Source organism: Streptomyces sp. NBC_01618, assembly GCF_045209435.1.
Taxonomy (GTDB): domain Bacteria; phylum Actinomycetota; class Actinomycetes; order Streptomycetales; family Streptomycetaceae; genus Streptomyces.
This window is the reverse complement of sequence record NZ_CP109297.1, coordinates 7,949,258-7,974,705: the sequence shown is the minus strand read 5'-3', so window position 1 is coordinate 7,974,705 and position 25,448 is coordinate 7,949,258. Positions and strand designations below refer to the sequence as shown.

At 69.5% G+C, this 25,448-nt stretch carries 24 protein-coding genes and 5 pseudogenes; 22 read left to right on the top strand and 7 right to left on the bottom strand.

The window, feature by feature from the left end; all coding sequences use genetic code 11:
• The first annotated feature begins 89 nt into the window (after positions 1-89).
• The 13 genes and pseudogenes from OH735_RS37290 to OH735_RS37230 all read left to right on the top strand — a co-directional run.
• The gene (locus OH735_RS37290) at positions 90-1,124 is read left to right on the top strand and encodes a hypothetical protein (protein ID WP_406386199.1); all 1,035 of its coding nucleotides are present in this window, start codon (positions 90-92) and stop codon (positions 1,122-1,124) included.
• Positions 1,125-1,182: 58 nt separating this feature from the next.
• Positions 1,183-2,451, top strand: coding sequence for an FAD-dependent monooxygenase (locus tag OH735_RS37285; protein ID WP_406386198.1), 1,269 nt, complete (start codon positions 1,183-1,185; stop codon positions 2,449-2,451).
• Between the two features lie 116 nt (positions 2,452-2,567).
• Complete coding sequence (locus OH735_RS37280; protein WP_406386197.1) at positions 2,568-3,971, top strand: MFS transporter; 1,404 nt, start codon at positions 2,568-2,570, stop codon at positions 3,969-3,971.
• A gap of 52 nt (positions 3,972-4,023) precedes the next feature.
• Positions 4,024-4,872, top strand: coding sequence for an FAD binding domain-containing protein (locus OH735_RS37275; protein WP_406386195.1), 849 nt, complete (start codon positions 4,024-4,026; stop codon positions 4,870-4,872).
• Positions 4,869-7,247: a xanthine dehydrogenase family protein molybdopterin-binding subunit gene (locus tag OH735_RS37270; protein ID WP_406386194.1), complete on the top strand. Its 2,379-nt coding sequence runs from the start codon at positions 4,869-4,871 to the stop codon at positions 7,245-7,247. The genes OH735_RS37275 and OH735_RS37270 overlap by 4 nt, the downstream gene beginning before the upstream one ends.
• Positions 7,244-7,756, top strand: coding sequence for a (2Fe-2S)-binding protein (locus OH735_RS37265; protein WP_406386192.1), 513 nt, complete (start codon positions 7,244-7,246; stop codon positions 7,754-7,756). Before OH735_RS37270 ends, OH735_RS37265 begins: the two co-directional genes overlap by 4 nt.
• On the top strand, positions 7,756-8,448 hold the full coding sequence (locus OH735_RS37260; protein ID WP_406386191.1) for an SRPBCC family protein: 693 nt from the start codon (positions 7,756-7,758) through the stop codon (positions 8,446-8,448). Before OH735_RS37265 ends, OH735_RS37260 begins: the two co-directional genes overlap by 1 nt.
• Positions 8,445-9,125: an isochorismatase family protein gene (locus OH735_RS37255; protein ID WP_406386190.1), complete on the top strand. Its 681-nt coding sequence runs from the start codon at positions 8,445-8,447 to the stop codon at positions 9,123-9,125. The genes OH735_RS37260 and OH735_RS37255 overlap by 4 nt, the downstream gene beginning before the upstream one ends.
• A gap of 41 nt (positions 9,126-9,166) precedes the next feature.
• The gene (locus tag OH735_RS37250; RefSeq protein ID WP_406386189.1) at positions 9,167-10,015 is read left to right on the top strand and encodes an alpha/beta fold hydrolase; all 849 of its coding nucleotides are present in this window, start codon (positions 9,167-9,169) and stop codon (positions 10,013-10,015) included.
• A gap of 52 nt (positions 10,016-10,067) precedes the next feature.
• Positions 10,068-10,544, top strand: a complete 477-nt coding sequence (locus OH735_RS37245) for a MarR family winged helix-turn-helix transcriptional regulator (protein WP_406386187.1) — start codon at positions 10,068-10,070, stop codon at positions 10,542-10,544.
• Positions 10,545-10,595: 51 nt separating this feature from the next.
• Positions 10,596-11,393 carry an aspartate/glutamate racemase family protein gene (locus tag OH735_RS37240; RefSeq protein ID WP_406386186.1) on the top strand — a complete coding sequence of 266 codons (798 nt, stop codon included), beginning with the start codon at positions 10,596-10,598 and terminating at the stop codon, positions 11,391-11,393.
• 2 nt (positions 11,394-11,395) lie between these two features.
• On the top strand, positions 11,396-12,520 hold the full coding sequence (locus OH735_RS37235) for an XdhC family protein (protein ID WP_406386184.1): 1,125 nt from the start codon (positions 11,396-11,398) through the stop codon (positions 12,518-12,520).
• 257 nt (positions 12,521-12,777) lie between these two features.
• Positions 12,778-13,467: pseudogene (locus tag OH735_RS37230) on the top strand (helix-turn-helix domain-containing protein); the annotation flags it as partial.
• 248 nt (positions 13,468-13,715) lie between these two features.
• Here OH735_RS37230 and OH735_RS37225 read toward each other — a convergent pair.
• A complete protein-coding gene (locus OH735_RS37225) occupies positions 13,716-14,264 on the bottom strand; it encodes a GNAT family N-acetyltransferase (RefSeq protein ID WP_406386182.1) in 549 nt (182 codons plus the stop codon).
• A gap of 217 nt (positions 14,265-14,481) precedes the next feature.
• Positions 14,482-14,831, bottom strand: a pseudogene (locus OH735_RS37220) (DUF3703 domain-containing protein).
• Positions 14,832-14,910: 79 nt separating this feature from the next.
• Between OH735_RS37220 and OH735_RS37215 the strand changes: the two are divergent.
• Together OH735_RS37215 and OH735_RS37210 are read left to right on the top strand one after the other, a co-directional pair.
• Positions 14,911-15,246: an ArsR/SmtB family transcription factor gene (locus OH735_RS37215; protein ID WP_406386181.1), complete on the top strand. Its 336-nt coding sequence runs from the start codon at positions 14,911-14,913 to the stop codon at positions 15,244-15,246.
• Positions 15,246-15,956, top strand: coding sequence for a cation transporter (locus OH735_RS37210; RefSeq protein WP_406386180.1), 711 nt, complete (start codon positions 15,246-15,248; stop codon positions 15,954-15,956). Before OH735_RS37215 ends, OH735_RS37210 begins: the two co-directional genes overlap by 1 nt.
• A gap of 246 nt (positions 15,957-16,202) precedes the next feature.
• Here OH735_RS37210 and OH735_RS37205 read toward each other — a convergent pair.
• A pseudogene (locus tag OH735_RS37205) lies at positions 16,203-16,652 on the bottom strand (alpha/beta fold hydrolase); the annotation flags it as partial.
• 138 nt (positions 16,653-16,790) lie between these two features.
• Positions 16,791-17,153, bottom strand: a complete 363-nt coding sequence (locus OH735_RS37200; protein ID WP_406386989.1) for a hypothetical protein — start codon at positions 17,151-17,153, stop codon at positions 16,791-16,793.
• Between OH735_RS37200 and OH735_RS37195 the strand changes: the two are divergent.
• Positions 17,043-17,781, top strand: a pseudogene (locus OH735_RS37195) (transposase family protein). The gene OH735_RS37200 and the pseudogene OH735_RS37195 sit on opposite strands and share 111 nt — an antisense overlap.
• Here the strand turns inward: OH735_RS37195 and OH735_RS37190 are convergent.
• Positions 17,733-18,623, bottom strand: coding sequence for a carbohydrate ABC transporter permease (locus OH735_RS37190; protein WP_406386179.1), 891 nt, complete (start codon positions 18,621-18,623; stop codon positions 17,733-17,735). The pseudogene OH735_RS37195 and the gene OH735_RS37190 sit on opposite strands and share 49 nt — an antisense overlap.
• A gap of 250 nt (positions 18,624-18,873) precedes the next feature.
• Between OH735_RS37190 and OH735_RS37185 the strand changes: the two genes are divergently transcribed.
• The 5 genes from OH735_RS37185 (at position 18,874) to OH735_RS37165 (ending at position 23,775) form a co-directional block, all read left to right on the top strand.
• Entirely contained in the window at positions 18,874-19,704 is an 831-nt protein-coding gene (locus OH735_RS37185) for an IS5 family transposase (protein WP_406386177.1), read from the top strand.
• The gene (locus tag OH735_RS37180) at positions 19,701-20,123 is read left to right on the top strand and encodes a hypothetical protein (protein WP_406386176.1); all 423 of its coding nucleotides are present in this window, start codon (positions 19,701-19,703) and stop codon (positions 20,121-20,123) included. Before OH735_RS37185 ends, OH735_RS37180 begins: the two co-directional genes overlap by 4 nt.
• Positions 20,124-20,230: 107 nt before the next feature.
• On the top strand, positions 20,231-22,405 hold the full coding sequence (locus OH735_RS37175) for a DUF3289 family protein (RefSeq protein ID WP_406386174.1): 2,175 nt from the start codon (positions 20,231-20,233) through the stop codon (positions 22,403-22,405).
• Positions 22,406-22,418: 13 nt separating this feature from the next.
• Positions 22,419-22,991 carry a hypothetical protein gene (locus OH735_RS37170; protein WP_223124638.1) on the top strand — a complete coding sequence of 191 codons (573 nt, stop codon included), beginning with the start codon at positions 22,419-22,421 and terminating at the stop codon, positions 22,989-22,991.
• 70 nt (positions 22,992-23,061) lie between these two features.
• Positions 23,062-23,775: an amidohydrolase family protein gene (locus tag OH735_RS37165; RefSeq protein WP_406386172.1), complete on the top strand. Its 714-nt coding sequence runs from the start codon at positions 23,062-23,064 to the stop codon at positions 23,773-23,775.
• On the opposite strand, the pseudogene OH735_RS37160 reads toward OH735_RS37165, so the two are convergent.
• Positions 23,717-23,872: pseudogene (locus OH735_RS37160) on the bottom strand (sugar ABC transporter permease); the annotation flags it as partial. The gene OH735_RS37165 and the pseudogene OH735_RS37160 overlap by 59 nt on opposite strands.
• 153 nt (positions 23,873-24,025) lie before the next feature.
• Positions 24,026-24,940, bottom strand: a complete 915-nt coding sequence (locus OH735_RS37155) for a transposase family protein (protein WP_406386908.1) — start codon at positions 24,938-24,940, stop codon at positions 24,026-24,028.
• 271 nt (positions 24,941-25,211) lie between these two features.
• On the opposite strand from OH735_RS37155, the gene OH735_RS37150 reads away from it, so the two are divergent.
• Entirely contained in the window at positions 25,212-25,430 is a 219-nt protein-coding gene (locus OH735_RS37150; RefSeq protein ID WP_406386906.1) for a 2'-5' RNA ligase family protein, read from the top strand.
• Positions 25,431-25,448 lie beyond the last annotated feature (18 nt).

Genomic DNA, 25,448 nt, shown 5'->3' with positions numbered 1-25,448 from the left:
ACGCGAGCCGCTCCGCGCGTACCCGCCGCGCTGGAGCGGCCGACGTTCCCCACTGCCAGACACATCCTCACGACTCGGAGGGTTCCCTCGTGTTCGATTTCTCGTCCGTCGATCTGCTCGACGCGTTCACCCGTGAACTTCAGCTCTGCAAACTCAATTCCGACGAGCATGTCGTCGTCCTTTCCGAGCCGGGCAGCCGCGGTGACTACGTCGCGGCCGCGTTCGGAGCGGCCAAGGCGTGCGGCGCCCATGTCATCGCGGCCACGGTGCCCGGCGGCACCCCCGCGCCCATGCCGAGCACCCACACTGGTGCCGGTCCCGGCCTGACGTCAGTACTCAACGACACGACGGCCCAGGAGCTGCTCAAGTCCGCGGATCTTGTCGTCGACCTGACCCGCGAAGGCTTCATCCACGCCCCGGTACAGCAGGAGATCCTCAAGGCCGGCACCCGCATCCTCTTCATCTGCGACGCGCCCGACGTCCTGATCCGTAACCTCCCCAAGGAGGAGGACAAGGCGGAGGTGCTGCGGGGGGTCGACCTGCTGAAGCAGTCGTCCGTCATGCGTGTCACGTCCAAGGCCGGCACCGATCTCACCGTCCAGCTCAGCGGTGCCCACCCCGAGTTCCAGTGCGGCTTCGCCGACGACCCGGGCCGCTGGGACCACTGGCCCAGCACGATGGTGCTGTGCTGGCCGGAAATCTCCGACGGGCGGATCGTGCTCGCGGAGGGCGACATCCTCCTGCCGTTCAAGGAGTACGTCCGCACCCCCGTCACCCTGGAGATCGTCGGCGGCCACATCGAGAAGGTCACAGGCGGTGCCGAGGCCGAGCTGCTCAACACCTTCTTCGACGACGCCCAGGACGAGTGGGCGCGCAGCCTCTCCCACATGGGATGGGGCCTGATGCGCACGGCCGACTGGTTCGCCACCGCGATGTACGGCAAGGACGAGCTGATGGGCATGGACGCCCGGGCCTTCGCGGGCAACTTCCTGTGGTCCACCGGGCCGCACCCGATTCTGGGGCGCGAGTCGTACGCGCACCTCGACATCGCGATGCGCGGCTGCTCCGTCTCGGTCGACGGTACGGACACCGTCGTGAACGGCAAGCTCGCCGGCGACGAGTAAGGCGACCAGTAAGCGGCGGTCACCGGCCGTCACCCGTTCAATGTCTGGGAGGAAGTCAGTGGCGTCCAGCCAGTCGTACGAAGTCATCATCGCCGGAGGCGGTCTCGGGGGCCTGACCGCCGCGCTGGCCCTGCGCCACCGCGGCCTGCGGGTCACTGTGCTCGAGCAGGCGGCCCGGCTGGGCGAGGTCGGCGCAGGCATCCAGACCGCACCGAACGCCAGCCGGATCCTGTTCGGACTCGGCCTGCGCCGGCAGCTGGAGGCCATCCGCACCGAGCCGCTCGACCAGGTCAGGCGGCGCTGGAAGGACGGCAGCATCGTCGGTCTCACCTCGCTCGGCCAGTTCTGCAAGGACCGGTTCAACGCCCCCTACTGGCACTACCACCGGGCCGATCTGCACCGTGTGCTCATGGACGCCTGCCTGGACCCCGCGGGCCCGGGCCCGGTCGTGGAGATCCACACCGCGAGCCGGGTCGTCGAGGTCGACCGCACGGACCCCGCGCGTCCCGTGGCTGTCACCCAGGACGGCCGGAGGTACGCCTCCGACGTCCTGATCGGCGCCGACGGCGTCCGCTCGCGGGTACGCGAGCTGATGGACGTCCCCGACACCCTGCAGTTCTCCGGCGAGATGGCGTTCCGGGCACTGATCCCCGGTGACCTGATCGCCGCCGACCCGTCCACGCGCTGGCTGGTGGACCGCTACCAGAGCACCATCTGGTACGGCCCCGACCGGCATCTCGTCCACTACATGATCCGCGGCGGCGAGTATCTGAACATCGTCGCGTGTGTGCCGTGCACGGACGAGGTCGCCGAGAAGTGGACCGTGTCCGCCACCGCCCAGGATTTGGTGGACGCGTTCCCCGGCTGGGACGACCGGGTCCCGGCCATGCTGTCCAAGGCAAAGGAGGACGTCACCTGCTTTGCCCTCTACCACCGCCGCCGTGACCCGGTGTGGATGGACGGCCGAGTGGCACTGCTCGGCGACGCCTGTCATGCCATGCTCCCCTACCAGGCGCAGGGCGCCTCCCAGGCGATGGAGGATGCGGCGGTCCTGGCCGAGGAACTGGGTGCCGTCACCCGCTCCGGGATCGACGATGCGCTGCGCCGCTACGTCGACCGGCGCGCCAAGCATGCCGGGATGGTGCAGGACGCCTCCCTGCGGAACAAGACCTTCTACCACCTCCCCGACGGTCCCGAACAGCAGGCCAGGGACGCGAAGCTCGGGAACTTCGACGGGGAGTCCGACCTGTCCTACGACTGGCTGTGGAGCGGCACCCCGCTCAACGACCCCGATCTGGGGGCGTTCTCCTACCAGTTCGCCCGCTGACCCCGCTCTCCACACAAGCAGTGCGAACACACGAGCACTCGAAGCCCCGCCGGGCCCGGCCCGGTGTCCGTAATGGTGCGGGACGTCCCCCTTTGAACACCCACCATGGAGCGAACGTGAAAACAGGCGATCAGATCGTCCAGAATCTCCCCTGGCGATGGGGAGTCCAAGGCAGGATCTTCATCATCGGGGGCCTCGGCTACCTGTTCGACGCGTACGACATCGCGCTCAACGGCTTCCTGATGCCGCTGCTGGGCGAGCATTTCGACCTCTCACTGGCTCAGCGCGGCCTCGTCGCCACGGCGAATCTTGTCGGCATGGCCGTCGGTGCCGTGGCCTGGGGCGCGGTCGCGGACCGTATAGGCCGTAAGAAGGCCTTCAGCGTCACGCTGCTGATCTTCGCACTGTTCTCGGTACTGGGGGCGTTCTCCCCGAACTACATGGTCTTCCTCGGCCTTCGGTTCCTGGCCGGCGTCGGGCTCGGCGGCTGTATCCCGGTGGACTACGCCCTGGTGGGCGAGTTCTCGCCCAAGAAGTACCGCGGACGTATCCTCACCGCGCTCGATGTGTGGTGGCCGATCGGTGTGACGCTGTGCGGCCTGGTGTCGACGGCCATGCTGACGCTCGACAACAACTGGCGCTGGATGCTCGCCACGATGAGCCTCCCCGCGCTGCTGCTGTTCTTCGTACGGCGCGGCGTTCCCGAGTCGCCGATCTATCTCTCGAAGAAGGGCCGGGAGGCCGAGGCGCGCGCCGTCATCGACGACCTGGTGGCCCGCACCGGCGCCCCCGTGGAGCCGTACGTCATTCCCGCACCGGTCGAGGACGCGGGTGCGAAGGGACCGCGGGCGGCGGTCGAACAGCTCGCCAGGATCTGGAAGTTCAGCCCGCGCATCACCTCGGCGGCCTGGCTGCTGTTCGTCACCGTGATGCTCGTGTACTACGCGGCGCTGAGCTGGATGCCTTCGATCCTCCGCGAGGAGGGCCTGGGAGACACGGCCGCGTTCATGAGCACCACCGTGATGAGCGGCGTCGGTATCGTCGGCGTACTCGTCTCCACCGCGCTGGTGGACCTGATCGGCCGCAAGTGGCTCATCGGCATCTCGGCGCCGGTCGCCACGCTCGCCTTGGTGGTGTTCGCGCTGGTGATGGACATGCCGACCGGATCCGTCGTGGCCATCGCAGCCTTCGGCTTCCTGATGCAGCTGACCATCCCCGCCCTGTACGCCTACGTCTCCGAGCTGTACCCGACGCATCTGCGGGCCAGCGGCTTCGGCTGGGCCTCCTCGGTCAGCCGGGCCGCCACCGGATTCGCCCCTCTGCTGTTCGGCTCGGTGATGTGGCCGGCGCTCGGGCTGCCCCTGACCTTCGGGGTGCTGGGACTGGCTGTGCTGGTCGCCGTCATATGGATGGCGTTCGCGGCCCCCGAGACGAAGGGCCGGGCCCTGGACGACGCGGACGAGGAGGCCGTAGAGCCCGCACCGCTGACCGTGTCCGTACCCGAGAACGCGGCCGTCTGACAGCGGCAGTCCGGGACACGCGCACGGCGCCCTTCGTACGAACAGGAGAGACATGAAGCCCGCCCCCTTCCGTTACCACCGGGCCCGCGACACCGAAGGCGCGACGCGGCTACTGGCCGAGCTCGGTGACGACGCCAAGGTCATCGCCGGCGGCCAGAGCCTGGTCGCGATGATGAACTTCCGGCTGGCCAGGCCCTCGCATCTCGTCGATATCGGCGGCCTGCGGGAACTGACCGGGCTGCGCAGGGATGTTGACGGCGCACTGCGCATCGGGGCGCTCACCACGCACTACGCCGTGGAGACGGCCCCGGTGGACACGCTGGGGGCGGGCTTCGAGGTCATCAGGGAGGCCATGGGGTGGATCGGCCATCTGCCGATCCGTACCCGCGGCACGGTCGGCGGCAGCATCGCGCACGCCGACTCCACCGCCGAGTGGTGTCTGCTCGCCGTGGTACTGGGCGCCGAGTTGGTCGCCCAGGGGCCGCGCGGGCAGCGCCGGATCCCGGCCGGGGAGTTCTTCCTCGGCTACTACACGAACGCGCTCGACCCCGACGAACTCCTCGTCGAGATCGTCTTCCCGCGTCCCGCACCCCATGCCGCGCTCACCGAATTCGCCGAACGGCGCGGGGACTTCGCGATCGTGGCTGCCGCGATCGACCTCGATCTGGAAGGACCCGCTGTGCGCGGCGGCCGGGTCGCACTCGGTGGCGTGGCGCCGCTGCCGGTACGGGTGCCGGAGGCGGAGGCGGTCCTGGCCGACGGCGGGACCTTCGCCGAGTGCGCGGCGGCGGCAGCGGCCGCCGTCGAGCCGCCGGGCGACGCGAACGGCAGCACGCAGTACCGCAAACAGCTCATCCGCACGCTGGTCCAGCGCGCCTGCGAGGAGGCTGTGTCCCGATGAAGGACGTCCCGGAGAAGAACGACCGTCGACTGATCGGCAGGTCGGTCGCCCGCCGCGAGGATCCCCGGCTGCTGTCCGGGCGCGGCCGGTTCGTCGACGACATCCAGCTGCCCGGCATGCTGCACGCGCAGTTCGTGCGGAGCACCGTCGCACACGGCCTGATCACCTCGATCGACCTGTCCGCGGTGCGGGAGGTGCCGGGTGTGGTCGCCGCATACACCGCGGAGGATCTGCTGCTCGGCGACATCACCGCCCTGCTCGGTCGCCCGCTGCACGAGTTCGTCCCCACCGCGATGCCCGTCCTCGCCCGTGACCGGGTTCGTTACGTGGGTGAGCCCCTGGCCGTCGTCGTGGCCCGCGACGCGTACGCTGCCGAGGACGGGCTTGAGGCGGCCAAGGTCGGTTACGAGACGCTGGCGCCCATTACCTCGGAGGAACAGGCCCTGGCGCCCGGTGCGGCGTTGGTCCACGACGAGGCCGTGCACAACACACTCGTGGATGTGTCGCTGTTCGCCACGGACGGCATCGACGGCATCTTCGACGACGCCCCCTGCGTCGTGCAGGTATCGACCAGGACCGGCCGGCAGAACGCGCTGCCGCTGGAGACACGCGGCGTCGTGGCCCACTGGGACGACCGCGAGGAGCAGCTCGTCCTGCAGACCTGCACGCAGGTCCCGCACCAGGTACGCACGGTGGCCTCCCGCTCTCTGGGACTCGACGAGCGCAAGGTGCGCGTGATCGTGCCGGACATGGGCGGCGGCTTCGGCCTCAAGTGCGCGGTCGGGCGCGAGGAGATCGCCGCAGCGGCTGCGGCGCTGCGGCTGGGCAGGCCGGTGAAGTGGATCGAGGACCGCAAGGACGCGCTGTCCGCGTCGTTCCTCGCCCGCGAACAGCACTACGAGGTGCGCGCCGCGTTCGACGCGGACGGCACGATCCTCGGCCTGGACGCCGATGTGGTGTGCGACATGGGCGCGTACTCCTGCTACCCGTTCACCGCCGGCATCGAGCCGCTGATGGCGTCCGCGGAGATGCCCGGCGTCTACAAGGTGCCGGCCTACCGGGTGCGCGGGCGGGCGGTCACCACCAACAAGGCGCCCACCGCGCCGTACCGGGGTGTCAGCCGGCCGCAGTACGTGATGGTCGTGGAGCGGCTCTTCGAGCGTGCCGCCCGCGAACTGGGCCTCGACCCCGTCGAGATCCGCCGCCGCAACGTCATCACCGACTTCCCGTACACGGGCGTGAACGGCATCACGTACGACCCGGGCTCCTACCTGGAGGCACTGAACCTGTGCGAGCGGTCGCTCAGGGAGGAGGGCTGGTACGAGCGGCAGGCCTCGGCGGCCGCCGAGGGGCGCCACATCGGCATCGGCTACTCGTGCTTCAGCGAACGCACCGGTTACGGTTCCACCGCCTTCGCGCAGCGCAAGATGGAGGTCGTTCCTGGCTTCGACATCTCCGAGGTCCGCATGGACACCAGCGGCGCGGTGACCGTCACCACCGGCACGATGAGCCACGGACAGAGCCATGAGACGACGATGGCGCAGATCGTCGCCGACGAACTCGGTCTGGATCTCGGCAAGGTCCGCATCCATCAGGGCGACACCGAACGCATCACCTACGGCTGGGGCACCTTCGCCAGCCGGTCCATCACGGTGGGCGGCAGCGCGGTACGGCTGGCCGCGGCCAAGCTCGGCGACAAGCTGCGACGTATCGCGGCGGCCCACTGGGACATCACCCCGGAGGAGACCGAACTCGACCGCGCACAGGTACGCCGCCGGGACGACCCCTCCACCGTGATCGGTTACGAGCAGCTGGCCGACATCGCGTATCTCAAGGCGCATTTGCTGCCCAAGGACGTGGAGCCGGGCCTGACGGCCACCGCCACCTTCGACGTCTTCAACGACGGCACGTTCTCCAATGCCACGCACGGCGTCGTCGTGGAGCTCCACGAAGGCACCGGCCAGGTGGAGATCCTGCGGTACGTCTGCGTCGAGGACGTCGGCGTGGCGATCAACCCGCAGGTCGTGGAGGGCCAGTGCCGGGGCGGCATCGCCCAGGGCATCGCGGGCGCGCTGTTCGAGCAGGTGACGTACGACGGGCAGGGCGAGCCGTCCGCCACCAGCTTCATGGACTACAAGGTGCCCACCGCCCAGGAGATCCCGGACGTGACGATCCACCACCTGGTGACGCCCTGCGCGTTCACGGAGACCGGGGCCAAGGGCGCCGGCGAGGGCGGCACGATCGGCGCACCCGCCGCCGTGCTGAACGCCGTCAACGACGGCCTGCGTGCGACCGGCATCGAACTCGACCACACCCCGATCACACCCCAGACAGTGCACAGCGCACTGCGGCGGAATCTGGAGCACGCCTCATGACCAGTACCGATCAGCGAGATCTGCACCTGCTGACCCTCGACGTCAACGGCGAGCGGCACGAGGTCATCACCGAGGCGCGCCGCACGCTCGTCGATGTACTCCGCCACGACCTGCGGCTGACCGGCGCGCACGTCGGCTGCGAACACGGCATCTGCGGCGCCTGCACCGTGCTGGTCGACGACCGGCCCGTACGCGCGTGTCTGATGTTCGCCGCGCAGGCGGAGGGCGCCGAGATCCGCACCGTCGAGTCCCTGTCGAGCGGTGTGGACGGGCGCGAACTGAACGATCTGCAGCGGGCGTTCAGCAAGCATCACGCGCTGCAGTGCGGCTTCTGCACCCCCGGATTCCTGATGCTCGCCGAGGGATTCCTCGCCGAGCGGCCCGAAGCGACCAAGGAAGAGATCCGCGAGGTCGTCGCCGCCAACCTGTGCCGGTGCACTGGCTACCAGACCATCGTCGAAGCGATCGACGGCTGCGCCACCGCCCGGCGCTGCGAGAAGGAGAACTGATGCAGCTCACCAACACCGTTCCGGTCAAAGCCTCGCCAGACGAGGTATTCGCCCTGATGAACGACGTCGAAAGGGTCGCCTCCTGTATGCCGGGCGCCTCCCTCGACGGACAGGACGGAGACTCCTGGCACGGCAAGGTGAAGGTCAAGGTCGGCCCGATCACCGCCGCGTACGCGGGGACGGTCCGGTTCCTGGAGGTCGATGCCGGGCAGCGGCTGCTGCGGGTCCAGGCGCGGGGCGCCGACACGCACGGCAGCGGCGATGCGGAGGCCGCGGTCACGATGGTGGTGCAGGAGGCGCCGGAGGGTGCCCTGTTGCGGCTGTCCACGGACCTCGTCATCCGGGGGAAGATCGCCCAGTTCGGCAAGGGCGCCATCGGCACGGTGTCGGACCGGATCCTCCAGCAGTTCGCGAGGAACCTCGGCAGCCTGCTGGACCAGGACCGCAGCCAGGGGGTCCCTGCGGCGGTGTCCTCGGACGCGAACGCCCCGAAGCAGGCGGGTCGCGGCTCGTCCGCCCCGGCCCCGCTCGCCCCGCCGGCGGAACTCGACGGGCTGGCGATGTTGGCGGGACCAGCCCTGCGCACGTACGGACCGGTGGCAGCCGCCTTGGCCTTCGGGCTGTTCGAGGGCTGGCTGCTGGGCCGGCTGACCACCATGAGCCGACAGCTGAAGGCGGCGAAGCAGGCATGAGCACGGACACGAGCCGGTACGGACAGTCCACCGACAGCACCTACGCCCGAGCCGGTTTCGGCGCGCCGGTACGCCGCGGCAGCAGGCCCGCGATCGTCGTCGTCGACCTCACCCGCGGCTTCACCGAGGACGCCTTCCCGTCCGGCGCCGATCTGACCGAAGTAGTCGGCGCGACAACCGAGTTGATCGAGGCGGGCCGCCTGGCCGAGGTGCCGGTCATCTTCACCGCCATCGCGTACTCCCCTGCCGAGGCGGCCGGCGATTCCGTCACCTGGCTCCAGAAGGCGCAGGGCATGCGGACGCTGCTGGAGGGCAGCGAGGCCGTCGACATCGACCCGCGGCTGCCGCGGCGCCCGGAGGATCTGCTGGTGATGAAGAAGGGTGCGTCCGCGTTCTTCGGCACCTCGCTCGCCGCCGCCCTGACCGGTCTGGGCTGCGACACCGTGCTGGTGTGCGGCGCGACGACCAGTGGCTGCGTGCGTGCCACCGCTGTCGACGCCGTGCAGTCGGGCTTCTCGGTTCTGGTGCCGCGCGAATGCGTCGGCGACCGCGCCCCGGGCCCGCACGAGGCGAATCTCTTCGATATCCAGGCCAAGTACGGGGACGTCGTCGACCTCGCGGAGGCCGCCGCATACCTGGGCCAACTGCCCGCCGTCCAGCCCGTTGCGGCCCTCTGACATCCCGCCCTGCCCGCCCCGTACCACTTCAGGAGGTTCCCGTGCCGCACCCGCAGCGGTCCGTACTTCAGTCCGCTCTCGCCGATCTCGCCGACATCCCCGCCACCAGCCGGTGGGTACGCTCCGGGTCCGCCCGGCTGCACATTCTCGACTACGGCGGCGACGGTACCCCGCTGGTGATCCTGCCGGGCATCAGCAGCCCTGCCGTCACGATGGACTTCGTCGCCCGTGAACTCACCGACCTGGTGCGCCCGTTGGTGGTCGACATCCGCGGCCGTGGACTGTCCGACGGCGGTGGGACGTACACCTTGGAGGAGTACGCCGAGGACACCGAGGCAGTCGTGTCCGGTCTCCGCCTGGAGCGTCCGCTGCTGTTCGGACACTCGATGGGTGCGCGGATCGCGGCAGTTGTGGCGGCGCGCGGCAAAGTCCCGCTCGCCGGCACGGTGCTGGGGGATCCACCGATGAGCGGTCCAGACCGGGGCCCGTACCCGACGAGCCTCGACGCCTTCCTCGGTCAGCTGGCCGAGGCCGAGCGCGGCACGGACGCAGAGGAGGTGGCCCGGGCCTGGCCCCGCTGGCCACGCCGGGAACAGGAGTTGCGGGCCCGCTGGCTGTCCAGCTGCGAGCGGGAGGCGATCGCAGCCACGCACCGGGGCTTCGAGACGGAGGACTTCTTCGACTGGTGGCCTTCGGTGCCCGGCCCGACGGCACTGCTGTACGGCGCGGACAGCCCGGTGGTCGCGGCAGCCGGGGCCGCGGAAGCCGCCGCGCTGCAGCCCTCGGCCGGCCTGACCCGGATCCCGGACGCGGGCCACATGCTCTTCTGGGACAACCCGCCTGCCGCGCTCGGCGCGCTGCGCGAAACGTTGCGGCGGATGCCTGCGTGATCACACTCCGGGCCGGGCGGGCTCCCTGGACACGCCGTGATTGAGTTAGCCCATGGTTGACGAATCCGCCTCAGAGTCCTCGCCCGTGATTCCCGCGGCCCTGACGGCCGCGCCCGGCTACCAGGTACGCCGCCTCTACCAGGCGTATCTCGCAGTGTGGGTGCGTGCGGTCGACCCGACGCTCACCGGACCACAGTTCGCCGTACTGACTGCCGTGGACGCGGCGCCGGGCCACGACCAGCGGTCGATGGCATCGGCCGTGGCCCTGGACACCTCCACGATGGCCGATGTGGCTCGGCGCCTGGAGGGCCGCGGCCTGATCGTGCGCCGCACCGCTGCCGACGACGGCCGCCGCAAGCTGCTGTACCTGACCGAGGAGGGCGCGAAGACCCTCCACGACGCGAACAAGCGTGCGCGTCTGCTCGACCAACGGCTCCTTTCGCCGTACGACCCGGCGCAGCAGACCGAGTTCATGCACCACCTGACATCCCTGGCCGACCACTGGGAGGCCCTGGCCAGGGAGTACTGACCGCACCCGTACGACACGGGTGCTCCGATACCGCCTTTCCGAGGAGAACCCGTGACGGACCACCACATCGGCATGATCGTCCCCAGCTCCAACCTGACCATGGAGACCGAGCTGCCCCGCATGCTGCGGGCGCGCGAGGGGGAACGGCCCGAGGACCGATTCGTCTTCCACAGCAGCCGGATGAGGATGCAGCACGTCACCCCCGAGCAGCTGCGTGGCATGAACGCGCAGACGCAGCGCGCGGCGCTCGAACTCGCCGACGCACGCCCCGATGTCGTCGCCTCCGCCTGTCTGGTGGCGATCATGGCGCAGGGCCCCGGCCACCACTGCACGGCGGAGGCCGAGATCACGTCCGCGCTGCGCGGAGAGGGCGCGCAGGCCCCGGTGATCTCCAGCGCGGGGGCGCTGCTGGACGGCATCGCGGCGCTCGGTGCCGGCAGGATCGCCGTCATCACCCCGTACATGAAGCCGCTGACCCAGCTGGTCGTGGACTACATCGAGGACGCGGGCGTGGAGGTCGTCGACGCGCTGAGCCTGGAGGTCCCGGACAATCTGGCGGTCGCCCGCCTCGACCCGGCCGGTCTGCGCGAGCACTGGCGGAAGCTGGACCTGAGCCGGGCGGACGCGCTGGTGCTCTCCGCCTGTGTCCAGATGCCGTCGCTCGCCGCGATCCAGCCCGTCGAGGACGAAGCGGGGCTGCCGGTGCTGTCGGCGGCCACCGCCACGACGTACCGCATCCTTTCGGAACTCGGCCTGGACACGGTCGTCCCGGACGCGGGGAGCCTGCTGAGCGACCGGGTGCCGCGCCCTGCCACGAACGCCGCTCGCGCCGTCGGCGCGGCGAGCTGACCGTGCGCGACCTCCTGGAGACCCTCGACGGGTGGCGTGCGGCCGGCACACGGTTCGCGCAGGCGAGCGTCGTACGGACCTGGAGTTCCTCTCCCCGGCAGCCGGGCGCCGCCATGGCCGTATCCGAGCACGGTGAGGTAGCGGGGAGCGTGTCCGGCGGCTGCGTCGAGGGCGCGGTGTACGAACTCGCCCTGGAGGTACTGGAGACCGGGGTCCCCGCGAGCGCGGTCTACGGCGTCGGGGAGGACGACGCCTTCGCCGTCGGGATGACCTGCGGCGGCACGGTCGAGGTGTTCGTACGGGCGGTCGACCTCTCCCAGGTGTCCCTGGTGGCGGAGGCCGTGCGCCACGGCCGTCCGGTGGCGACGGCGACGGTCACGGCGTCGGCGGCGAGGTGGCCCGGAGCGGCGGTGGGTTCCACCCTCGTCGTCGGGCCCGGCGAGGTGCACGGCACGCTGGGCGGTACGGAACTGGGCCGTCGCATCGCGGACCGGGCCCACGGGCTGCTCGCCCGGGGCGAGACCGGTACGTTCCAGCTGTGTCCGGGCGGGCACGGCGAGCAGCGCGGCGACGAACTCACCGTCTTCGTCGAGTCGTTCGCGCCCCGGCCGCGGATGCTGGTGTTCGGCGCCAACGACTTCGCCGCCGCGGTCATCCGTACGGGCCGCTTCCTCGGCTATCACGTGACGCTGGTCGACGCCCGGCCCGTCTTCGCCACCCGCGGACGCTTCCCGGATGCCGACGATGTCGTCGTGGCCTGGCCCCATGTGTATCTGGCCGAGAGGGCGGACGCCGTGGACGAGCGCACCGTGCTGTGTGTGCTCACCCACGACCCGAAGTTCGACGTCCCGCTGCTGGAGGCTGCTCTGCGGACCCGGGCGGGCTACATCGGCGCGATGGGCAGCCGCCGCACGCACGAGGACCGGCTCGCCAGCCTGCGGGCGGCGGGGGTCCCGGAAACCGCACTGACCAGACTGTCCTCCCCCATCGGCCTCGACCTGGGCGGACGTACCCCGCAGGAGACGGCGATCGCCGTCGCAGCGGAGATCATCGCCCTGTCCTCGGGCGGCACGGGACGGCGCCTGAACGGGCAGCCGTTCGGCCGGGGAGCCGACCAGCTCCAGTAGGGGCAGGTCGCAGATGTTCGAACGGCCCCTTTGATCAGGCGGATAATCCGCCCGGAGGGGCCGTCGGCGTACCTGCGGGACATTGCCACAGCACGAGCAGCACCCGACCACCGCTGCCCCCACAGTTGCCCGCAAGACATCAGCAGGCAGTGGCCCATCAAGCGCGTTCGCATCCCACCCTGTGCCGTTCAGAAATGCGTCGCTGCAGGTCGTAGGGGGTCTGGTGGCGCTCAGGGTCGCGTGGGACGATGCCGCGGGTGATTGTCTCGCTGGTCTATCGGGTGACGAGGAAGCTGTTGTCGGTCCCGGTGTTGCTGCTGCGTCGGCAGGTGGCCAAGGACGCCGAACTTCTTGTCCTGCGGCACGAGAACGCGGTGCTGCGCAGGCAACTTGCAGGTCCGGTGGGCTACGGGCCGGCGGACCGGCTGTGGTTCGCGGTGTTGTCCTCGCTGATACCCCGGCGTCGTTGGGCGCAGGTGTTCCCGGTGGCTCCGGGCATCGTGCTGGCGTGGCATCGAAGGCTCGTGGCGCGCCGGTGGGACTACAGCAAGCGCCGGAGCAGGCCCGGCCGGCCACCGGCCACGAAGGCGATCAAAGAGCTGGTGCTGCGGCTGGCCGCAGAGAATTCGCGTTGGGGGTGTCGCAGGATCCAAGGCGAGCTCGCGCGGCTCGGGTATCGGGTCGGAGCCTCCACGGTCTGGGAGATCTTGACTGTTGCCGGAGTAGGCCCTGCTCCCCGTAGGGGTGGGCCGACGTGGCGAGAGTTCCTGACGGTGCAGGCCGACGGCGTCATCGCCTGCTACTTCCTGCACATCGACCTGGTCGGTCTTCGCCGGGTCTACGCGCTGGTCTTCCTCGAGCACGGCATGCGCCGCCTGCACATCGCTGGTGTGACCACGCATCCGACCGCGCAGTGGACGGTCCAGCAAGCCCGCAACCTCGGGGTCGTCGTGGAGCTCCTCGACCCAGTCCACGCGCCAGTAGGGGGCGTTCGGGGACAAATGGAGACATTCGGAGATTGGCATACTCGATTGTTGTCCGCCGTCGCCGTGGATCTTCTCAGCACCGCGCGCAGCGCGACTGGCATCGCCCATCCCCGTACGCTTCCCCTCCGACGTGCTCCACGAGGTCAATCGGCGCGCCGAGGCCGACGACCGATCGGTGGCCTCGTGGATCCGCGCTGTCGAGCACGAGCTCAACCGGACGACGTGACCGAGGACCACACGCCGAACCACTGCTCGGCGCCGTACTCCTCGAACTGCTCCACCTCGGTGAACCCCAGCTTCGCCGCGAGGCGGATCGCGCGGTCGTTGGCGGTCTGGGTGCAGAGCACCACCGGCTCGCTGGGAAGCGCGTCGGCGAACCAGTCGAGTGCCGCTGCGCACGCCTCGGCGGCGTACCCGTGTCCCCACGCCTCCGGCAGGAACATGTAGCCGAGCTCGGCCTCCCCTCCATTCGGACGGACGTGACCCGGACGCTCCGCGTCGCGCCGATCGAGCGTGATCATGCCGATCATCGCTCCGTCGAGATCGATCACGAAAAGGCCAGGGCGCCGCCCGGGTACCTCAGGCACCGTGCGCTCGAGCTCATCACGCGGTCGAGGGGCACCGATGTAGGTACCCACCTCTGGCGAGGCGAACAGCTCGATGAACGCCGCACGGTCCCGGGCCTCGGGCTCGCGGAGCACGAGCCGCTCGGTCCTGATCGGGGCAGGTGGCCAGGCGACGGGTCCAAGCTCAGTCATGGCGGGCAACCTATCGCACGCCCGCCGACCGGCACGCGCTCTCACAACTCACGAACAAAGCCACGGCTCCTCAAGGCATGAGGGATACCGAGGGGCCAGGAAGAAGCACCCTGGCCCCTCGGTATGTGATCCTCAGGTGGCCATGGCGGCACCGCGCTGGCCACTGTCTGAGTGCGGGAGCCTTCAAAAAACCTTGGTTTTTTGAACGCCGCCGGGTTCACGGCCGCAGCGCGACGCCGGCCTCGCGAAGCAGGGCGGCGAGGTCGTCCGGGATCGGCATGGGTGTGGTGAGCCCGGCCCGGGTGCGGCCGGTGTTGCCGTCCGGGTACCTCCCGGCCGACCGGGAGCGGCCACCGCTAGACGCACCAGCTGGCCGAGGACCTCGCGCACGTCGCGGTCGCGGAGGGCAAGGCGGAGCATCACTCCATGGGTGCGGGTGTGGGGCCACGGCCAGGGCTGGGACAGGATGTGAGCCCGCTCAGCGGCACGCCACCGCTGCGCCGTCGGCCCCGGGGCGCGGGCCGCGTTCATCTCGGCGGTGAACACCTCAAGCAGGGCCGGCGGCATGGGAGAGCGGCGGGGCACGGTGGAGGCCTCCAACAGTTCAGGATTTCTTGGATTCAAGCATCCGTGTATCGTCTTGTCCATGCTGACCCTCGCCACCGACCTCGACGCCCTGACCCGCTTCGGCCGGGCGCTGGCCGACCCGATCCGCTGCCGCCTGCTGCTCGCGCTGCGCGAGGCCCCGGCCTACCCCTCCGACCTCGCCGACACGCTGGGGATCTCCCGCACCCGGCTGTCGAACCACCTGGCCTGCCTGCGTGACTGCGGCCTGGTCGTCACCGTGCCCGACGGACGCCGCACCCGCTACGAGCTGGCCGACCCCCGCCTTGGTCACGCGCTGGACGACCTGCGCAACGCCGTCGTCGCCGTCGCCGCCGACCGCACCTGCATCGACGCCGACGACAAGGGGTGCTGCTGATGACCGCGATACCCCTCGGGCCTTCCCCGACCCGCCGCGACGCGCTGACCCGGCGGATACGGCTCCTGGTCGCCGCGACCATCACCTACAACGTCATCGAGGCCATCGTCGCGATCACCGCCGGGACGATCGCCTCCTCCACGGCGCTGGTCGGCTTCGGCCTGGACTCGGTCATCGAGGTGTCCTCGGCGGCGGCGGTCGCCTGGCAGTTCTCCGCCCGCGAGCACGCGGTGCACGAGGCGCGGGAGAAGACCACCCTGCGGATCATCGCCGTGTCCTTCTTCGCGCTCGCGGCGTACGTCAGCGTCGACGCCGTGCGGGCGCTGACGGGCACCGGAGAGGCGGAGCGGTCCGTCCCCGGCATCGTCATCGCCGCGCTCTCCCTGGCGATCATGCCGTTCCTGTCCGCGGCCCAGCGCAAGGCCGGGCGCGAACTCGGCTCCGCCAGCGCGGTCGCCGACTCCAAGCAGACCCTCCTGTGTACGTACCTGTCCGCCGTCCTCCTGGCCGGCCTGGTCCTCAACGCCACCTTGGGCTGGTCCTGGGCCGACCCGATCGCCGCCCTGGTCATCGCCGCCATCGCCGTCAGGGAAGGCCGCGACGCCTGGCAGGGCGAGGGCTGCTGCGCGACACCCTCCGCAGCGGCCCCGTCCCCCCGCCCCGAGGTGGATGCGTGCGGCTGCCGCCCCGGCTGCGACTGCTGCAACTGACCGCCCGCCAAAGCCGGGAGGGCTCCGATGCCTGGGCCCTCCCGGCGTTCAAGGGCGATCTCATCGCCAGCCGCTGTTCACCAGTCCCGACGCCGTCGACGACGGCACACTGGCGTCCGTGACGCCCCTGACCCACGCGCTCGGCGCCGACGACGACCTCCTCTCCGTCTTCCCGCTCCACCCGACCGAGCTGAGACTCGCAGGTCGCGGCCATCATTCGCAGACCTGCCGTGTTGGGCCAAATCGTCAAGTGGCCTTGGGCGCTCGAGCGGCGTGGATCTCGGCGAAGGACAGTAGAAGTGCGGCGGTCCGCGGCGGATCCTCCAGAATGGGTGTGTGTCCGGCACCGGGCAGCAACTCGATTTTCGCGCCCGGAACGACGCGGTAGTCGGCCGCGGACGAGGGTCGCCATCTGCGGTCTTGGTCGCCGAAGATCACCTGCAGCGGCTTACCGAGGGCCATCAGCCGATCCGGGAGCGCATGCTGGTTCAAATAGGCGGTGGACGCCTGCATTGCTGCGGTGACCGCGCGGTAGGTCATGCCGCGCAGTTCGTCGACGAGTTCTTGTGGGACCTGGTAGCCCGCGCGGAATCCGGTGCTCGCGAACTGGCGGATCTGCTCGTCGGTCGGTGGCCACTGCGCGGGGTCGATCGCGGTGGGCCCCGGTGCGATGAAGGCATCCATGCTGGGGCCGGAAAACTAGACTCCGGGCCCGTCGCCCTCACCGTATCGACTGTTCCGGCAAGAATGTCGGACGGGACCGGAACGAGAAGCTCGCGAAGGAGATCGTCCCGCTCGGCTACCAGGGCAGTTACGGCATTGTCAGTGCCTACATCAGTAGGTGTTTTTCGGAAAGAAGCCGCGCTGTCTGCCGCAGAGCTGACAGCATCCGGTGTCATGGCAGATGACAGCACTAACGAGTTGGTGCGTGATAGCGGGTGAGGCGTCGTGCCAGGTTGGTGGCATGATCCGGGTGTGGCGATCATGGTGAATCGGGCGGTACTGGCGCATCGGTTGTTTACGGGGATCTCGCGGCGTCATCTCGCGCGTCTGATCAAGGAGTTGGCTGTGTCGTGGCAGGCCGGCCTGGAGGGCCGCCGTCATGCCGTGCGGGGTGGGGCCAGGAAGCGGGCCGCGGGTGCCGGCGCCCGTCACCAGCTGGTTTTCGTCGACCGCCTGGTGGCCACGCTGATCCATCTGCGACACGACCTGCCGCACTCGGTGCTGGGCCTGCTGTTCGGCGTCGACCGCTCCACCATCACCCGTGCGATCGCAGAAGTACGCACGCTCCTGGCCGAGCGGGGGTGCGCGGTTCCCGACCGTCCCGGTCTGCGGCTGCGGACGCTGACAGACGTGTTCGCCTACGCCCAGGCCGAGGGCATTGAGCTGCGCTTGGACGCCACCGAGATCCAGGTCCGTCGTCCGCCGGCCGGACGTGGCGGGCGGCGCGCGTTCGTCTCCGGTAAGAAGAAACAGAACACGATGAAGGCCACCGTCATCGCCGACTGGCGTGGCCGCACGTTATGGACCGATGCGCTGCGGCCTGGTCGTATGCACGATGCCACGGCCGCCCGCAACGAAGGCATAGCCATCTGCTTCCAGCACTTCCCCGACGTCGAGGTCCTCTTGGACGACGGCTACCTGGGCCTGAGCCGCGACCACCGCGGGCAAGCGATCACGCCGCCCAGAAAACCGCGTCCGGGAGCACTGCCCGGCAGAGTTGAGCAGTGGGAAACTGACCCGCTGGACCCACCGCCGCGACCGCCTGCCCGACACCTACCGCGCCATCGCCGGCCTCGTCTCCGACCGCACCATCAACGCCTGACAACCGGCCACGACCAAGCCAAACACGACCCGCCCGCTATCACGCACCAACTCGTAAGCCTTGATGGCGCCCGTGAGCACGCCCTTGACGAAGTACTTCTGGAGGAAGGGGTAGACGGCGACGATCGGGATGATCGCGAGGATCAGCACCGCCATGGACATCGAGGTGGACGACGGCAGCGTGGCGACGCCGAGCGCCTTGGCGTTGAAGGTGTCGCCTTGCAGGACGTACGAGCGGAGCACGACCTGCAGCGGCAGCTTCGAGCCGTCGTTGATGTACAGCATCGCGTTGAAGAAGTTGTTCCAGTACTGGACCGCGTAGAACATCCCGACCACCGCGATGACGGCCTTCGACAGCGGCAGCACGATCCGCAGCAGGATGCGCAGATCGCCCGCGCCGTCGAGGCGCGCCGCCTCGTGGAGCTCGTCCGGGATGCCCTGGAAGAAGGCCCGTACGACCACGATGTTGAAGGCGTTGAGCATGATCGGGGCGATCAGCGCCCCGTATGTGTCGATCATGCCCAGCTCCTGGATGACCAGGTAGTTGGGGATGATGCCGGGGGTGAAGAGGAAGGTCCCGAGGACGATCATCAGCAGCGGCTTGCCCGCCACCGTGCCCGGCCGCGACAGCCCGTACGCCAGGGCCACCGTGCAGAGCAGGCTGAGCGCCGTGCCGACCAGGGTGATGACGACGCTGACCACCGCGGCCCGCGTGACCACGCCGCCGGAGAGGACCACGTTGTAGGACTCGAAGGTCGGATTGCTCGGGAAGAGCACGTAGCCGCCGTTGGCCGCGAGCTCCTCCTTGGTCGCCAGGCTGGCGCCCAGGCAGAGCAGGAACACAAGCGGAACAGGGCTTACCAATCTCCCAAACGTCTCAATTTCGCCTCCATCACACCTTGGGAACCATCCCCCACGCATGCTAGCTTCCCCGTTTGATTCCGAACTGCCATGACACAACGGCAGCTTCGAGACAACAGGCATGTCTTCAGTGGGCGGTATGAGAGTGCATAGGAGTTTTGTCGTCACCTGAACGTGTGGCGGTGCGGCACCCCGGCCGGTCGGCGGCCATGGGCATGCTGGGCTGGGCAGCATGAGCGAGCGCAAGCCCTACAAGACCGACGTGAGCGACGAGCAGTGGGCGCTGGTCGAGCCTGTGATCGCCGCGTGGAAGGCCGCGCATCCCTCGGTCAGCGGCCATCAGGGCCGGTACGCGATGCGGGAGATCGTCAACGCGCTGCTCTACCAGGGCCGGACCGGTTGCCAGTGGGAGCTGCTCCCACACGACTTTCCGCCACCCGGTGCGGTGAAGTACTACTTCTACACCTGGCGTGACGACGGCATCGACCAGACCATTCACGACCTGTTGCGCTGGCAGGTGCGGGAAATGGCGCGTCGGAAGGCGGACCCGAGCCTGGTGGTGCTCGACACCCAGAGCGTGCACGCGGCGGCCGGAGTGCCCGCTGAGTCGACGGGGTGCGATGCGGCAAAAAAAGTACCGGGCCGCAAGCGCGGCCTGGCCGTTGACGTTCTGGGGTTGGTGATCGCGGTGGTCGTGGCGGCCGCGTCTGCGCACGAGAACGCCGTCGGGATCGCGCTGCTGGACAAGGTCGCCGCCGACACCGACACCGTGCAGAAGGCCCTGGTCGACCAGGGCTTCAAGAACGCCGTCGTCGCGCACGGGGAGAAGGTGGGCATCGAGGTGGAGGTCGTGGAGCGCAATCCCGCGCAGACCGGGTTCGTTCCCCAGGCCAAGCGGTGGGTCGTGGAACGCGCCTATGGGATCTTGATGCTGCACCGCAGGCTGGTGCGCGACTACGAGCATCTGCCCCGCAGTTCGGAGTCGCGGGTGTACTGGGCGATGAGCGCGGTGATACTGCGTCGGCTGACCGCGGCGACCGTGCCCGCCTGGCGCACCGCATGACCGGCGGGGATCTGACCCTCGGCGCGGTGCTGGCACGCCTGGAGGAGCGGGAACGCGAGATCGCCGCGCAGGCCGAGACGACGCGGGAACAGATCACGCAGCTGACCACACAGCTCGACGAACTCGGCCGGGCCGCCGAAGAAGTCCGGATCACCCGCAAGACACTGCTGGAACTGCCCGACCCGCAACCGCCCGCGCCGCCGGCACCGAAACTGCCGGACCATCCGGCCTACCAGCAGATCATGGCGGTGTTCACCGCGGCCGACCATCCGCTGCGTGCGCGGCAGGTGTGCGAGGCGATGGACCTTACGGTCGCACCCAACAACATCAACAACGTCCGCCTCAAGCTCAAGCGGCTGGCCGACCGCGGGATCCTGGCCGAGACCGAGCCAGGCTTGTTCACCCAGCCTCGGCCGTAGTCGACCGACGTCGCCACGACCTGCCCGCTTGTCCCACACGAAACGAAGAATCGGGCATCAGGTCTCATACCGCCCTCTCAGACATGGCTTCAGACATGGGAGGCCCCATGAACAGAAGCGCCGCCGTGCCCCTCGGCGCGGCCTTACTCCTTCTCCTCGGCACGGCCGTGCCCGCCGCCGCGGGAACCCCCGGCGACGGCGCGGCCACCGACGGGGCGACGCTCTACCGCGACAACACGGTCGACGTCTCCTACCGCCAGGTCGCCCCCGGCGACGCGGCGTGGAGCCAGGTCCCGGCCGCCCTCCGCGGCAGAGCGACGGAGGGCTCGTACGTCGCCCGGCTCCAGCTCGAGAACGTCTCCGATCACCCCGTCTCCAAATGGTCGCTGACCTTCGAGCTCTCTGACCGCATCACGGACACCTCCGCCGCGAAGCTCGCCGCCCCCCAGGACGCGCGCACGACGCTCCAGGGCGTCGGCCCCACGAACACCCTCCAGCCGGGCAGGACCGAGACCGTCTGGTACCGCGCCGAGCCCGGCGCCAAGGCCGATACCCCGACCTGGGCGTCCTTCGCCAAGCACGGCATCTCGCCGACGGAGGACACCGACGGCGACCGCCTCCCCGACGACCTGGAGGTGCGCGCCAAGCTCGACCCCAAGTCCGAGGACACCGACGGCGACGGCCTCTCCGACTTCGCCGAGCTCGGCTACCGCTTCAGTAGCCCGCTCAAGGCCGACACCGACGGCGACGGCACCAAGGACGGCGCCGAGGATCCCGACAAGGACGGCCTCACGACCGCCCGCGAGCTCAAGCTCCGCACCACGCCCACCCGCGCCGACACCGACCAGGACGGCCTCGCGGACGCCCGCGAGCTGAAGCTCCGCACGGAGCCCACCAAGGCCGACACCGACGGCGACGGCGTCCAGGACGGCGAGGAGACGAGGCTCAACGCCTCCCCCCGCGCTAAGAACTCCGCCTTCGACGTGACCCGCCGCGCGGACGGCGGCGCCACCGCCGCCGAGGCCACGCTCAAAGGCCTGCGCGCCAAGCAGGTCGGCGGCTTCCAGGTCACCAGGCTCCCTGCCAAGCAGCGGGAGTTCCCGGAGTCCACTCCGGGCTACCTCGGCAACGGCTTCCAGGTCTCCGCCCCCGCGGACGGCGCCGCAAGGCTCACCTTCCGCCTCGACCCCGACCGTACGGAGGGCACCGCACCGGCCCTCTACCGCTACGACGAGAAGGCCCGCCACCTCGTCAAGCAGTCGGGCCAGCAGCGCAGCGGCAGCACGATCACGGCCACCGCCACGGCCGACGGCTCCGCCAAGTACGTCGTCCTCGACAGCCACGCCTTCGACAAGGCAGGCCCCAAGGCCCCTGGCAAGCGAATCCTCTCCGACGGCCCCGGCGACGGCGGAGACCCGGGTGACCCGGGCGACCCGCCCCCGACCGACATGCTGATCCACCAGTCGTCCTTCCGCGAGGGCCGCCGCAAGGCCCCCGACCCCCAGCACCCGCCCGTCCCGGCCGACCCGCGCGTCGCCGACGACCTCACCTTCAACGACTACAACTTCGACGAACTCACCGACCTCGGCTGGGAGTTCTGGGTCGCCCGCATCACGCCCGAGTCCTGGATGTGGGCCGAGTTCAACGACATCATGAACTTCGGCAAGCTCGGCGCCGACGCCGACTACGCCCAGTCCGTCGACGACCTCCGCAACGCCTTCCGCTACGGCCGCGGCGGCCAGAGCGCGGGCACGGTCACCGTCGACGACAACTTCGACCCCGGCCGCTACCTCTACCGCGGCTCCGGCACGGCCCTCTCCCGCGCCGTCGGCGCCTCACCACAGGAGAAGCCGTACACCGACAAGGCCAGCCAGATCATCAAGCAGTCCCTCATCGACAACAAGGGCCGCACCGATCAGCTCAAGGTCCAGGAGGACCTCTCCAAGAACGTCCTCTTCCAGGAGTTCCTCCGCCAGGACGTGAAGTACCCGGTGTACGACTTCTCGCTCTGGGACGCCAACCAGCGCGCCCTCTCCATCGCGATCCACCAGTTCCACGGCCACACGATCGCGCTGAAGGATTACAAGGTCGAGGGCAACTCCTTCTCCGGCAAGCTCGTCTTCCACTCCTACGACCACTTCGGTCTCGACCCGGACGACGAGATCACGGAGTACGGCTTCATCGACTGGTTTACGCTCCAGCACTATGACCGGTTCGACGGGAAGTACCCCCCGCCGATCGCGCAGGCGGACATCGAGATCCCCATCAGCGGCACGTTCTGACCTCGCCGACCTGATGCCCCACAGGCGCTCGCCGGGCCGGGTCCTGGTCGTCACGCTGCTCGTCGTGACGGCCGGGTACCTGGCCTGGCGGGTCGCCGTCCTCGCGGGCCTGGAGGCCCACTTCGGCAGCGGCTTCGACGAGCAGCGCTTCAACCGGCTGCAGCAGGAGTACGACCGCCGCGAGGACGCCTTCGCCCGGGCCGACGCCCGGATGCGGAAGCTGATCGCGGAACACCCCCGCGCCGAACGCATCGACTGGAGCCGGTACCGGACCTGCGTCCGCGAGCCCGGCCGCCCCTCCGACACGTGCACGACGACGCCCCCGCGCGACCAGAAGGTGTACGACGCCCTCTGGGGCGTCAGCGTGATCCTCTACCAGCCCAAGGACGAGGGCCGCACGTTCTACCGCTTCTACCACGAGGACCCCCCGCGCTACACGATCATGCGCGCCCCCGAGGACACCGCGGAGGAGGCCGAGGAGTACGCGGACGCCCACGGCTTCCGCTCCACCCGCCCCCTCGGGCCCGGCTGGACGATCCTCGGCCCGATCGACGACATCGGCCGCGAGGAGAAGCAGTTCCCGTAGGAGGGCTCGCGGAACGCTTCGCCGGGAAGCAGCAGGGAAGCAGCAGGCACGAGAGGAGACCCCCACTCCCGTGAACACGTTACTGATCACCGCCGTCCGTGTCATCGCAGGCCCCGCGGACCGGGTGACCGCCGACGGCGCCGTGCTCGTCGACGAGAGCACCGGCGCCGTATCCGCCGTCGGCCCCGCCGCCGAGCTGGACGCGACGGTGGACCCCCAAGTGCCCCGCCTGCGCTGCCCGGGCGCGACGGTGCTGCCCGGCATGACGGACTGCCACGTCCACCTCGCCTTCGACTCCGGCCCCGACCCCATCGGCACGACGGCGCAGGCCACCCCGGCAGAGCTCTCCGCAGGCATGGCGGAACGCGCCCGGCAGCTCCTGACAGCCGGAGTGACGACGCTGCGCGACCTCGGCGACCGCGACGCCCTCGCGGTCTCCCTCCGCTCCGCCATCACCTCCGGCGCCCTCCCCGGCCCCCGCATCCTCACCGCGACCGCCCCCCTGACCTCGCACGGCGGCCACTGCGGCTTCCTGGGCGGCGAGGTCACCACCGACGACGACATTCGCGCCCGCATCGCGCACAACGCCTCGCTCGGCGCCGACGTCATCACGACGATGACCAGGAACTTCAGCCCCTGCGCCGTAACGCTCGGGCGCTCCATCCAGACCGGGCGCTCGGCGTGGCGGCGGTCGCGGCGCAGCAGAGCCGTAAAGGAAGCGGTGCTCATCGATAGACCCCCTGCTCGCCGAGGCGGTGTGCGACCTTGTTCGCGAGGTAGATGAGGACGAAGGCGATGACGCCCTTCATCAGGCCGGCCGCGGTGGACATGCCCCAGTCGCCATCGACGACGCCGTGGAAGTAGACGTAGGTGTCCACGACCCGCTGGAACAGCTCCCATAACTCATCCGGCACCAGCCGCTGAACCAGGTCCATGCCCCGCAGCGTAGCGACGATCACACCAAATGAGACCAGCTCTTACGAGTTGGTGCGTGATAGCGGATGAGGCGTGTTTGGCCTGCTCATGGCCTGTTTTCAGGCGGTGGTGTTGCGGTCAGATACGAGGTTGGCAATGGCACGGTAGGTGTCGGGCAGGCGATCGCGTCGGTGGGTCCAGCGAGTCAGTTGCTTCCAGCGTTTGTGGTCGGCGAGGGCGTGTTCGACGGTGATGCGGTCGGATGAGTGCCCGTGGCGGTCGCGTTCCCACTGCTCGACTCTGCCGGGCAGTGCTCCCGGACGCGGTTTTCTGGGCGGTGTGATCGCTTGCCCACGGTGGTCACGGCTCAGGCCCAGGTAGCCGTCGTCCAGGAGGATCTCGACGTCGGGGAAGTGCTGGAAGCAGACGGCGATGCCCTCATTGCGGGCGGCCGTGGCGTCGTGCATACGTCCGGGCCGCAGGGCGTCGGTCCATAATGTGCGGCCCCACCGGTCGGCGATGACGGTGGCCTTCATGGTGTTCTGCTTCTTCTTCCCGGAGACGAACGCGCGTCGTCCGCCGCGGCCGGCCGGTGGCCTGCGGACCTGGATCTCGGTGGCATCCAGCCTCAACTCGATGCCTTCGGCCTGGGCGTAAGCAAACACATCCGGCAGGGTCCGAAGGCGCAGGCCGGGACGGTCGGGGACCGCACATCCCCGCTCGGCCAGGAGCGTGCGTATTTCTGCGATCGCGCGGGTGATGGTGGAACGGTCGACGCCGAGCAGCAGCCCCAATACCGAGTGCGGCAGGTCGTGCCGCAGATAAATCAGCGTGGCCACCAGCCGGTCGACGAACACCAGCTGATGGCGGGCGCCGGCACCCGCGGCCCGCTTCCTGCCCCTGCCCCGCGCAGCATGGCGGCGGCCCTCGACGCCTGCCCGCCACGGCACCGCCAACTCCTGCACCAGACAGGCGAGATGACGCCGAGAGATTCCCGTGAACAGCCGATGCGCCAGCACCGCCCGATTGACCATGATCGCCACAGCCGGATCATGCCACCAGCCAGGCACGACGCCTCATCCGCTATCACGCACCAACTCGTAATGAGTTTCAGACGGGCCAGACCGCACTCATCGTCCGGATCCCGGAGGCGGAACCATCCGTCCGTAGATGGCGTGAACGGTTCGACCCTTCAGCCCCGGCCGGGGTTCCGGCGCACATCACCGTGCTCTTCCCGTACCTCGACGAGAGCCGAATAGATGCGTCCGTCCACTCCGCACTCACGGACGTGCTGGGCAGTCACCCCTGCGATTCGAGAGATGCGGACGACTCCCGGAAGTTCTCTATCTCGTCCCCGAGCCTGACACGCAGTTGCGACAGCTCACAGAGGCGATCGCTGATCGTTGGCCTGAGGCTCCGCCGTATGGCGGCCGATTCGCCGAGATCGTGCCGCACCTGACCATCGCGCAAGGCCGGGGAGACGCCGTCCTGGAGGAGATCGAGACTGACCTAGAAGACTGCTGAAAATCTTTTGCGTTCTGG

Coding starts and splice junctions, on each gene's coding strand:
- OH735_RS37275 (WP_406386195.1), top strand. CDS start 4,024: ATGAAGCCCGCCCCCTTCCGTTACCACCGGGCCCGCGACACCGAAGGC.
- OH735_RS37270 (WP_406386194.1), top strand. CDS start 4,869: ATGAAGGACGTCCCGGAGAAGAACGACCGTCGACTGATCGGCAGGTCG.
- OH735_RS37265 (WP_406386192.1), top strand. CDS start 7,244: ATGACCAGTACCGATCAGCGAGATCTGCACCTGCTGACCCTCGACGTC.
- OH735_RS37260 (WP_406386191.1), top strand. CDS start 7,756: ATGCAGCTCACCAACACCGTTCCGGTCAAAGCCTCGCCAGACGAGGTA.
- OH735_RS37255 (WP_406386190.1), top strand. CDS start 8,445: ATGAGCACGGACACGAGCCGGTACGGACAGTCCACCGACAGCACCTAC.
- OH735_RS37245 (WP_406386187.1), top strand. CDS start 10,068: ATGGTTGACGAATCCGCCTCAGAGTCCTCGCCCGTGATTCCCGCGGCC.
- OH735_RS37225 (WP_406386182.1), bottom strand. CDS start 14,264: ATGACTGAGCTTGGACCCGTCGCCTGGCCACCTGCCCCGATCAGGACC.
- OH735_RS37215 (WP_406386181.1), top strand. CDS start 14,911: ATGCTGACCCTCGCCACCGACCTCGACGCCCTGACCCGCTTCGGCCGG.
- OH735_RS37210 (WP_406386180.1), top strand. CDS start 15,246: ATGACCGCGATACCCCTCGGGCCTTCCCCGACCCGCCGCGACGCGCTG.
- OH735_RS37200 (WP_406386989.1), bottom strand. CDS start 17,153: ATGGATCAGCGTGGCCACCAGGCGGTCGACGAAAACCAGCTGGTGACG.
- OH735_RS37185 (WP_406386177.1), top strand. CDS start 18,874: ATGAGCGAGCGCAAGCCCTACAAGACCGACGTGAGCGACGAGCAGTGG.
- OH735_RS37180 (WP_406386176.1), top strand. CDS start 19,701: ATGACCGGCGGGGATCTGACCCTCGGCGCGGTGCTGGCACGCCTGGAG.
- OH735_RS37175 (WP_406386174.1), top strand. CDS start 20,231: ATGAACAGAAGCGCCGCCGTGCCCCTCGGCGCGGCCTTACTCCTTCTC.
- OH735_RS37170 (WP_223124638.1), top strand. CDS start 22,419: ATGCCCCACAGGCGCTCGCCGGGCCGGGTCCTGGTCGTCACGCTGCTC.
- OH735_RS37155 (WP_406386908.1), bottom strand. CDS start 24,940: ATGGTCAATCGGGCGGTGCTGGCGCATCGGCTGTTCACGGGAATCTCT.